Annotated in this window: 7 protein-coding genes; 1 reads left to right on the top strand and 6 read right to left on the bottom strand. The window is 70.7% G+C overall.

What is annotated here, in order from left to right; translation table 11 throughout:
- Nucleotides 1-360: 360 nt before the first annotated feature.
- Nucleotides 361-765 carry a DUF4259 domain-containing protein gene (locus tag E1293_RS41815; protein ID WP_132204848.1) on the top strand — a complete coding sequence of 135 codons (405 nt, stop codon included), beginning with the start codon at nucleotides 361-363 and terminating at the stop codon, nucleotides 763-765.
- Here the strand turns inward: E1293_RS41815 and E1293_RS41810 are convergent.
- The 6 genes from E1293_RS41810 to E1293_RS41785 all read right to left on the bottom strand — a co-directional run.
- A complete protein-coding gene (locus E1293_RS41810; RefSeq protein WP_132204846.1) occupies nucleotides 754-1,143 on the bottom strand; it encodes a YccF domain-containing protein in 390 nt (129 codons plus the stop codon). The genes E1293_RS41815 and E1293_RS41810 overlap by 12 nt on opposite strands.
- 68 nt (nucleotides 1,144-1,211) lie before the next feature.
- On the bottom strand, nucleotides 1,212-1,526 hold the full coding sequence (gene trxA / locus E1293_RS41805) for a thioredoxin (protein WP_132204844.1): 315 nt from the start codon (nucleotides 1,524-1,526) through the stop codon (nucleotides 1,212-1,214).
- Nucleotides 1,408-1,902, bottom strand: a complete 495-nt coding sequence (locus tag E1293_RS41800) for a MerR family transcriptional regulator (RefSeq protein WP_132204842.1) — start codon at nucleotides 1,900-1,902, stop codon at nucleotides 1,408-1,410. The genes trxA and E1293_RS41800 overlap by 119 nt, the downstream gene beginning before the upstream one ends.
- Nucleotides 1,903-2,014: 112 nt before the next feature.
- Nucleotides 2,015-3,325 (bottom strand): carbohydrate-binding protein, encoded by a 1,311-nt coding sequence (locus E1293_RS41795; protein WP_243717362.1) that lies wholly within the window; start codon nucleotides 3,323-3,325, stop codon nucleotides 2,015-2,017.
- 133 nt (nucleotides 3,326-3,458) lie between these two features.
- On the bottom strand, nucleotides 3,459-4,643 hold the full coding sequence (locus E1293_RS41790) for an FAD-dependent monooxygenase (protein ID WP_132204840.1): 1,185 nt from the start codon (nucleotides 4,641-4,643) through the stop codon (nucleotides 3,459-3,461).
- 98 nt (nucleotides 4,644-4,741) lie between these two features.
- On the bottom strand, nucleotides 4,742-7,536 hold a 2,795-nt coding region (locus tag E1293_RS41785), incomplete at its 5' end, for an ATP-binding protein (protein WP_132204838.1).

Genomic DNA, 7,536 nt, shown 5'->3' with positions numbered 1-7,536 from the left:
TTGAGATCGCCGTAGCACAGCGTCCGCAGGGGCGTTTCGCGGCCGCGGAGCCCGAACTGCCGGAAGGCCACGGCCGAGACCTGGTTAGCGGCGGTGTTGACTCGGTGCAGGGTGTCGGTCAGCGCCGCCGCCTGCTGAGGCGTCGGCAGCAGCTTCACCTGCACCACCAGCTTCACAGTACGTGACCATATCATTACACTTCAAAGCGGGTCCGGAACCCGGCCCGGCGGCACTGACGCGCCGCGTACTTGGGGAAGCGATTCCTTCCAGCCCTGAAGGATTGGGATGTCTCGCTAGAAGCACGCTGAACTCTGTCGGTGGCGGCCGGTACGTTGCCGTCGACCGAGGAGGGCAGGGCCGATGGGGACCTGGGACGTAGGGCCGTTCGACAACGACCACGCCGCGGATTTCACGGGCGACCTCGACGACACGCCGGCGCCCGAACGACCGGCGCTGATCCGCCAGGCGCTGGAAGCGGCGATGCGGGAGGAGAGCCTCGACGGCCACGTCGGCGACATCGCGGTCGCCGCCGCCGCGATCGTCGCGTCCCAATGCCCGGACGGCGAGCCGTGCGACCCGGTCTACGGGCCCGAGAAGCCGCTGTCCCCCCTGCCTGCGGACCTGCGGCCGCTCGCCGTCCAAGCCCTCGACCGCGTCACCGGCCCCGGCTCCGAGCTCGCGGACCTGTGGGCCGACGCCGGCAGCCTCGCGGAGTGGCGGGCCGGCGTCGACCGCCTCCGCGCGGTCCTGTCGTCAGAAGGCTGAGGAGCCGTCCGACGGGACGATCTCGTGGCCGAGCGGCGTCAGCGAGATCGGGATCAGCTTGAAGTTGGCGATGCCGAACGGGATGCCGATGATCGTGATGCACAGCAGCACGCCGGTGACCAGGTGCCCGAGGGCCAGCCACCATCCGGCGACGATGATCCAGATGACGTTGCCCACCAGCGAGGCGACGCCCGCGCCCCGCTTCGGGACCGCCGTCCGGCCGAACGGCCACAGCGCGAACACCGCGATGCGGAACGCGGCGATACCGAAGGGGATCGTGATGATGAGGATGCAGCAGACGACGCCGGCGGCTATGTAGCCCAGCGCCATCCAGAACCCCGCGAGCACCAGCCACAGGACGTTCAACAGCGTCCGCACGAAACCCCTCCCGACCGCAGCACAACCGACCTCAAGGATAGATCGACTCCGCCGCCCGTGCGGGCGGGTCAGAAGTGGCCGTCGAGGTCTGCGAGGAGGGCGCGCTTGGGCTTGGCACCGATGATCTGCCGGACGACCTCGCCGTCGCGGTAGAGGTTGAGGGTGGGAAAGCCCATCACGCCGTAGCGGGACACGATCTCGGGATGGTCGTCACCGTTGATCTTGGCGACGGTCAGGCGGTCGCCGTGCTCGGCCTCGATCTGCTCAAGGATCGGCGCGATCATCTTGCAGGGCGGGCACCAGTCCGCCCAGAATTCGACCAGTACCGGCTTCCCGGCGCGGAGCACCTCGGCGTCGAAGTTCTCGCTCGTCAGTGTGATCATCGGTCCCCTCCGGGAATAGCGCGCAGCCGGGGCAGGCGCGGGTCAGCTGGCCGGCGACGTCGGCGCGGCGGCGGATGAGGGCGCGGATCTCGGCGTCGATCTCGGCCAGTTTGCGCTGGTAGACGGCGACCGATTCGGGGCAGGCCGCGCCGTCGGCGTGGCCGGCGCGCAGGCAGTCGACGAACGGGCGGGTGTCGTCCAGCGTGAAACCGGCCGCGAGCAGCGAGCGGATCTCGGCGACGAGCCGCACGTCCGACTCCTCGTACTCGCGGTAGCCGTTCGCCGCCCGCCGCGCCGGCAGCAGGCCCTGCTGCTCGTAGTAGCGCAGCGTGCGGGTGCTGGTGCCCGCGCGTGCGGCCAGTTCCCCGATGCGCATCCGGCCCTCCTCGCCATCCTCGCTTCCGTGGCCGATTGCGACGCTATCCCCTGACACCGGCGTCAAGGTCAAGCCGCGGGACGGGCTCCGGGCCCGCCCCGCGGCTTGAGGGTCAGCGGCCCTGGAGGCTGCGGGCGTTGTCGCCGAACGTCCAGCCCTTCGAACCGTCCCAGTTGATGGACCACGTCATGAGGCCCTTCAACTGGCCGTTGAAATGGTTCCACGCTTGGCCGACCAGGCTCGGCGACATGTAGCCGCCGCCCGCGCCCGATTGTGCGGGAAGGCCCGGGACCTGCTTGTCGTACGGCACCCGGATGGTGGTGCCCTGAATGGTCAGGCCGTTGTTCAGGCATTCGGTCTGCTTGACGAAGCCCTCGACCGTCCCGGCGGAGTAGGAGTCACCCGAGCAGCCGTACATGCTGCCGTTGTAGTACTGCATGTTGAGCCACCAGAGGCGGCCGTTGTCGGCGTACTTCTTGACGATCGGCAGGTAGGCGCCCCAGATGGACCCGTAGGTGACGCTGCCGCCGGTCACGTAGGCGGTCTCCGGCGCCATCGTGAGCCCGAAGTTGGCCGGCATCTGGCCGAGCACGCCGTCGATGATGCGGATCAGGTTGGCCTGCGACGCGGACAGCCGGCCGATGTTCCCGCTGCCCGTCAGGCCCGTCTCGATGTCGATGTCGATGCCGTCGAAGTTGTACTTCTTCAGAATCGGCACGACCGTTTCGACGAACCGGTCGGCGACGGTGCTGGAACTGAGGTCGATGCCCGCGGTCGCACCGCCGATCGACATCAGGATGGTCGCACCGGCGGCCTTCGCGGCGCACATCTCGGCGGGAGTGGCGACCTTGACGGTCGAGTCCATGCCGTCCTCCCACAGGACAGTGCCGTCCGAGCGGATGACGGGGAACGCCGCGTTGATCACGTTGTAGCCGTGCTGCTTGATGGCGGGGTCACCGATCGGCGTCCAGCCGAACGGCGGGTGGACGCCGTTGGACGCGCCGTCCCAGTTCTCCCAGTAGCCCTGCAGCACCTTGCCGGCGGGCTTGGACTTCACGGCGCAGGTCTCGTCCTTGGTGTCCGGCGGAGGTGTGGTCGGCGGGGGTGTGGTCGGCGGGGTGGATCCGTCGCAGGCGCCAAGGTCGCGCCACAGCGTCGGCGTGGAGGCGGGGTTCCAACCGGCGCCCTGGTAGGCGGTGTGGGCGACGAGCGCCTCGTAGCCGCGGCCGCTGTAGGCGACCTTGTCGCCGGCCTTGTACGAGGCGCCCTCCGTCCACGCCGAATACGCGCAGGCGGTCAGGGACGCGGGCTGGGCGGACGACGGCGCAGGCATCGCGACCAGCGCGCCGAGCGACACGACGAGCGCTGTGGTGGCGGAGGCCAGCGCGGCGGACCATCGCCTGTGCTTGGAGGTGAACTTCACGGGGACGACTCCTCAGCAGAACGGGACACAGAGGAGCCGGTGCAGGAGCCGAACAGGTCCCGCGGACGGGACCCTCCCAGAGCAAGGCGCATACGACCGGCATGGACGCCAGTAGCAGCGTAACCGCGCCGGCCTAGACCGGGAAGGCCCCTCCGTAGTCGGGCAATTGGATCGCCTCGGCCGTCTTGCGGGCCATCTTGGCGACCATCCCCTTGCCCGGCAGGTAGGGGATCAGCGCGTAGTAGCGGTTGAGCAGCGCGATGACGGCACGGTTCTGCGGAATCATCAGCTTGGCCACGCCGTCCCCCATCTTCTGGCAGCCGGCGACGTATTCGCGTAGGACGTCCTCATAACGCACGTAGGCGCGACGGTGGTCGCCTTGCGCGGCGGCCAGTTCCCCTGCGAGGACGTAGGCGCCGACGACCGCGAGGCCCGTCCCCATGCCCGACAGTGAGGACGGGCTCCAGGCGGCGTCACCGAGGAGGGCGACGCGTCCGCGCGACCAGCCGTCCATGCGGACCTGGCCGACGGAGTCGAAGTAGAAGTCGGACGCGTCCGGCATGGCGGCGAGCAACCGGTCGCTCTCCCAGCCGTTCCCCGCGAACTGCTCGACGAGAATCTCCTGCTGGCGCGCGACGTTGTGGCGGTCGAGGTCCAGCAGCGGCGAGCCGAAGTAGAAGACGGCCTTGGCCTCGGTGTTGTGCCGGGCGCTGTACATCGCGACGAGCTTCCCGCCGGTGCGGAAGGCGTGCCCGGTGTGGTCGAGGCCGAGGTGGTTCACGGTCGTGAAGATCGCGCAGTAGACGCCCAGGTGCCGGATGGCGGCTTCAATCCCGAACGCCAGGCGGCGGACGTTGGAGTGCAGCCCGTCCGCGCCGATGACCAGGTCGAACCGCCGCGGTTCGCAGCGTTCGAAGGTGACCGTCACCCCGTCGCCGTCCTCGGCGAGGGACGTGATGGAGTCACCGAAGATGTATTCGGTGTTTCCCTTGGTGGCGTCGTACAGAATCCTCGCGAGGTCGCCGCGCAGGATTTCCACATCACCGGCGAACAGGTCGGCGGGCATCCGCGCCTGCACCTTGCCGTTCCTGTTCACGTACGCCATCGCACCCATGCCGGTGCGGGCGCGTTGGACGTCGTCCAGGATCCCCATCTGGCGCAGGACGGACAGGTGCGCCTCACCTCGGAAATCGACCGCGTAACCGCCATCCCGCATGTCCGGCGCCTTTTCCACAATGGTGGGGGTGAAGCCGTATCGGTGCAGCCAGTAGGCGAGCGCGGGCCCCGCGATGGACGCCCCGGAGATCAAGATGTTCATGCCGCTGAGCCTTGCGCGCGGCGCTCACCAAACCCTCACCACCGCGACCACCGACTCCGGCACCTGGCAAAGCGCGCCGCCCAGCTTCGGCCGATCGCTCAGCGTGCGATTACCGCCGCGATGGCTGCTTCTGGGAGACCGGCAAGGCGCAGGGCGTCCGCCCTGGTCGTAGGGCACGCGACGCCGCGCAGGGCCGCGGCGGCATCGAGGAGGCCGCGCCGCTCATTTTCATCGGACGACTCGGCGAGGGCCTCGACGCCGCGGGCGGCCTCGGCGAGCGCGCCGATCATGGCCGCCGACTCGATGGCCTGCCGGTACCTGTGCTTGGCCACGTCACGGTCACCGCGGGCGGCGGCGATCCGGCCTAGGCCGATCAGGGCGCCGACCCGGTTCCCGGCGCTCTTCACCCAGTGCGCGTCGAATCGTCCGAGGGCGTCGCTGTAAAGGCGTTCCGCCTCGTCCAGGTCGCCTGCGCGGAGAGCGATGTCGCCGAGTCCGCGGAGTGCGGCCGCCAGGTAGGTGGGGCTGCCGGCGCGGCGGGCGAGACCGGCCGCGCGCTCGTAGTCGGCGCGGGCCGCGTCGGATCCGGCCTGGTAGTCGCCCCGGTTAACGAGGAGGTCTGCGCTGTCCTCCAAGGCGCCGAGCCGCTCGGTGAGGGCGAGCGCCTCGTCCGTCAGCTCGATGGCCCGCGCGTCGTCGCCGTCCTGGTGCGCCAGTCCGGCGAGTGCGTCCAGCGCCATGGACGTGCCCCACCGGTCGCCGAGCGCACGGAACTCGCGGACGGACGCGCCGAACTCCCGTCCGGCCGCCGCGGTGTCGCCGTCGGCGAGCTCCGGAAAGCCAGCGACGAACCGGGCGGCGGCGCGGGCCCAGGGGTCCGGGCCGTTTCGGTGCGCGGTGACCAGTGCGTACGCGTCCCGGGCGCCGGGGCCGTCCACGTTCCGCATCAGCCACAGGAAACGGACGAACGGGTAGCGGCCCGGCGTCGTCGTCAGCACGGCTTGGGCCGCATCGCGATACCGCTGCCAGGTGTCGGACGCGGCCAGCAGCACGCAGGTTACGTACTCTTCGCCGAGCCCGTCCGGCGGGGCCTCGATGACGTCGAGGAGCTTCGCGGCCTGGGCGGCGACCGAGCCGGTCAGGCCACGAACCCACAGGTAATTCGACATGGACGCGAACAGCCGCAGCGCGACTTCCACGTCCTTCGCCTCGACCGCCCAGCGCAACGCGACCAGCAGATTGTCGTGCTCGGCGGCCAGAACCGGCAGCCATTCCAGTTGCTCGGCCCGCCGCAGATGCGGATCGGCGGCCTGCGCCAGTTCCAGGAAATGCCGCGCATGGACGCGCCGGACATCATCGGCCGCATCGAGCCGCTCCGCCCCGTACGCGCGCACCGTCTCCAGCATCCGGTAGCGACCGTCCGACAGGTCCAGCAGCGACTTGTCGACGAGCGACTCCAGCACTTCGCCGCCGCACACCTGCCGAGCCGAGGTGACCGGCGCACCGCCCGCGAAAACAGTGAAACGCCCGGCGGTCCGCCGTTCGGCGTCGTCCAGCAGGTCCCAGCTCCACGCGACGACCGCGCGCAGGGTGCGGTGCCGCTCGTCCGCGGTGCGGCTGCCGCGCGTGGGGATGCCGAGCCGGTCGTCCAGCCGGGACGCGAGATCGGCGATGTCCATCGTGCGCAGCCGCGCGGCGGCCAACTCGATCGCGAGAGGCAGGTTGTCGAGCGCGTCGCAGATCCGCTGGACGACCTCGGGGCCAGCCGCGAAGTCGCGCCGCACGGCGGCCGCCCGGTCGGTGAACAGCCGCCCGGCCGCGCCTCCTTCCAGCGGACGGACGGGCCACAGCGCTTCACCGGTGATGGTGAGCGACTCGCGGCTCGTAGCCAGGACGCGCAGGTCAGGGCAGGCTGCGAGCAGTCGTCCAGCCAGGGAGGCGACGGCGTCGACGAGGTGCTCGCAGTTGTCGAGGACGAGCAGAAGCGTCCGCCCGGACAGCGCGGCGATGAGCCGCTCGATCGCCAGGCCGCCCAGCCGGCTCTCCCGAAGCCCGAGCGCACCGAGCAGTGTCTGCGGCAGGACGGCCGCGTCCCGCAGCGGCGCGAGCTCGACGAAACACACGTCTCCATGCACACGACCGGCGACCTCGACGGCCAGCCGAGTCTTCCCCACCCCGCCGGGCCCGACAAGCGTGACCAGTCTGGACGCGTCGAGGAGTTCGGCGACACCGGCCACGTCGCCGTCCCGTCCCACGAAACTCGTCAGCTGCGCGGGTGGCCCGGCAGCCGCAAGAACGTCGGCTCGGAGCAGTTCTTCATGGAGCGTGGTCAGCTCGGACGAAGGGTCGGTGCCCAACTCGTCCGCCAGACGCCGCCTCGTCTCCTCGAAGGCCGCCAGCGCCTCAGCCCGGCGCCCACCGTCCCGCAGCGCCCGGATGTACAGCGCCGCGAGCCGCTCTCGCAGCGGATGCCGTCCGACCAGCTCACGCAGCTCGGGGACGACTTCGCCGCCGAGCCGCAACTCGGCCTCGATGCGGTCTTCGAGGGCAGCGAGCCGCCGCTCGTCCAGCCGGATCCCCTCGCCGCCGCCCAGATCGGCGAGCGCGGGCCCGCGCCACAGCCCGAGCGCCTCCCGCAGAAGCGCCGCCGCCCGCCGCGCATCTCCCGCACGCAGCGCGGCCCGCCCCTCATCGGCGAGCCGCTCGAACCGGCAGGCGTCCACGTCCGCGGGCTCCACCAGGATTCGATAACCGCCATCGGACCGCTCGATCACCGGCCCCAGCACCGACCGCAGCACCGACCGCAACCGCGACACCTGCGACTGCAGCGCGTGGCCCTCGCCACCACCGCTCGCCTCCGCCAGCCGTCCGGCCTGGACGGCCTCCCCCGGCC

Source organism: Actinomadura darangshiensis, assembly GCF_004349235.1.
In the GTDB taxonomy this organism is placed as follows: Bacteria; Actinomycetota; Actinomycetes; order Streptosporangiales; family Streptosporangiaceae; genus Spirillospora; species Spirillospora darangshiensis.
Note: the sequence above shows the minus strand (reverse complement) of the source record. Positions and strands in the feature narration are given on the sequence as shown.